The 281-nt window shown below is 47.0% G+C and carries 1 pseudogene; it reads left to right on the top strand.

Going from position 1 to position 281, the window contains the following annotated elements:
- Positions 1-230: pseudogene (locus CA600_RS30720) on the top strand (sugar ABC transporter substrate-binding protein); the annotation flags it as partial.
- Positions 231-281: the final 51 nt, after the last annotated feature.

Here is a 281-nt window from a genome sequence, read left to right on the forward strand (position 1 = left end):
CGGCTCAGGAAGAGGTGCTGAACCGTCTAGCTGCCTCTGCTGCGCCTAACAAAAAGATGATTTTGTCGCTTTTGGATCAAACACAACCTATGCCAACGCACCCCTTCATGATCTATGTATGGGAGGCCCTGAACGCAGGTCTGACCGAGCTGAGCTTGAGCAATCCTGAACAAGCATTGAAAAAAATAGAACAGACCCTTCAAGCATCTTGGGGCGCATTTAAAAGCTAATAAGAGACGGGGAGAAGCCAAATGAAAACAACGATATTCAGCCAAATTTCG

It is taken from the genome of Paenibacillus sp. VTT E-133280 (genome assembly GCF_002264385.1).
GTDB classification, from domain to species: domain Bacteria; phylum Bacillota; class Bacilli; order Paenibacillales; family Paenibacillaceae; genus Paenibacillus_AQ; species Paenibacillus_AQ nitricinens.